The organism is Hymenobacter terricola (assembly GCF_017921975.2).
Lineage (GTDB): Bacteria > Bacteroidota > Bacteroidia > Cytophagales > Hymenobacteraceae > Hymenobacter > Hymenobacter terricola.
Map to the genome: position 1 here is coordinate 1 of NZ_JAGEMO020000087.1, position 1,686 is coordinate 1,686.

Annotated in this window: 2 protein-coding genes; one reads left to right on the top strand and one right to left on the bottom strand. The window is 62.5% G+C overall.

Annotated elements, in window-relative coordinates:
• The first annotated feature begins 213 nt into the window (after positions 1-213).
• Positions 214-453, top strand: a complete 240-nt coding sequence (locus J4G38_RS24725; protein ID WP_226163824.1) for a hypothetical protein — start codon at positions 214-216, stop codon at positions 451-453.
• Between the two features lie 73 nt (positions 454-526).
• Here J4G38_RS24725 and J4G38_RS24730 read toward each other — a convergent pair whose 3' ends face one another.
• Complete coding sequence (locus J4G38_RS24730; RefSeq protein WP_226163826.1) at positions 527-1,285, bottom strand: DUF72 domain-containing protein; 759 nt, start codon at positions 1,283-1,285, stop codon at positions 527-529.
• Between the last annotated feature and the right edge of the window lie 401 nt (positions 1,286-1,686).

The window sequence follows — 1,686 nt, forward strand, 5'->3', positions numbered from 1 at the left end:
CTGGGTTGTTTTTCCTGTGACTGTTGCGGCCTTAGATGGGCGATAAAGCCAAACGCTCGTGGCTGTTGCAGAACTCGGCTCAACAGCCTGAAAAGCTACTGGAAGTGGTTACAAGCGGAAAATAAGGCTTGTAAAGCACCTTTTTCAAACGGTCATAGGTTTGACCATCCGACAAATGGGGCTTGCCAAGGGTTCTGCAACAGCCACGCTCGTTTGGGTGAACGAGCCGTTCCACGCCGCGGCTCGGTTTCAGCGGCGGCGCAGGTAGATTTTGCGCCCGTCTCGGGTCGTGTCCGCCGGCCAGGCCTGGTTACCGCTCAACTCTTCCGCCTGCCCATCGCCCTCCTCAGCGTCGTCGAAGCGGAAGCGGTGCGCTACCCCCTCAACCACGGCATGCCCAGCCACGACCGGCAGCCCCGCGTGGAGGCCCGCTGTGCCACGGCCATTGAATAAGCCCGCGCCGTGGTTTACCACGCCCTGGCCCTGGAAACCAGCGCCCCCTGCCCCCGGACGCAAGTCGTACGGCTCACGCCCGCTCCGCGACCAGCCGGGACAGGTCTTGGGCATTGTCAAAAGCGGCGCCCATGGTATTGTTGAAGTAGGCATACACGTCTTTCCCCTCTTGGAGGTAGTCGTGTATCTGCTCGGCCTGGTCGTGCAGAAAGTCGCGCTCGTAGGACGCTCGGTAGTTGCCCTTGGGGCCGTGGAAGCGCCTATAAACAACGTCTGCCCCCTCGTTGAGCCGGGCGTTTCGGGCGGGGCCTTTGTCGTGCAGCACCAGGCTGGCGCCGTGGTGGTCCAGCAGATCAAACGCATCCTCGGCATACCAGCTGGGGTGGCGAAATTCAACCGCTTTGCGCCACTCGTGGGCGGGGTCTGCCGCTGCAAGCGCCTGTAATAGGGCACTGACCGCCTTTAGCTGGCGAATGGTGTTGCTGGGCGGGAACTGAATGAGCAGGCACCCTTTTTTAGTGCCCAACGCACGCGCTGCATCCATAAAGCGGATAATGCCGGAGAGGTCCTCGGCCAGCGTCTTGGTGTGCGTAATGTCGCGCCACAGCTTGAGGGTAAAGTCAAAGTCAGGGCCGGTTTCCGCGGCCCAGGCCGCAAACGTTTTGGGCTGAGGGATGCGGTAGAAGGTGCTGTTAATCTCCACCGAGTTAAACAGGGTGGCATAGTAGGTGAGGCGGCTCGTCGCCTGGTAGGCCTCCGGAAAGGTGACCTTGGGGCCGGGCACGACGATGCCGCTGGTGCCGGTGCGCAGGGTGCCAAGGAGGGCAGGCATGGGAAGGCGTTATACGGGAGTTCCGGGGTATAACGTGCCACGCGGCCTCGGCGTTTTACCCCAGGCACATCTTCACGGGGTCCCAACGTATCAGCTCTTTGTTATCGGAGCGCTCTTTGCAGGCCAGGCAAGGGGATGCCGCTCGAAGGCCCGGCACGCCGCCGAAGGCAACGAGTTGCGCTTCTACGCCGGGTCCCTGCTGTGCCTGCCCGACCAGCGCCCCCTGGGCACGCGCTGCATCATCGACCGTGGCTGTTGCAGAACTCGGTTTAGGCGGTTCCGCTTTTAGGTAGCGACTTGGCGATTACCCAAGTGGGCGCTTTGGGGCGCCTGTTTCGCCGCCCAGCACGTGCATTTGCGGCCAGCAGGGGCCGGGGCAGGGCCACTGCCAGGTTCAGCTG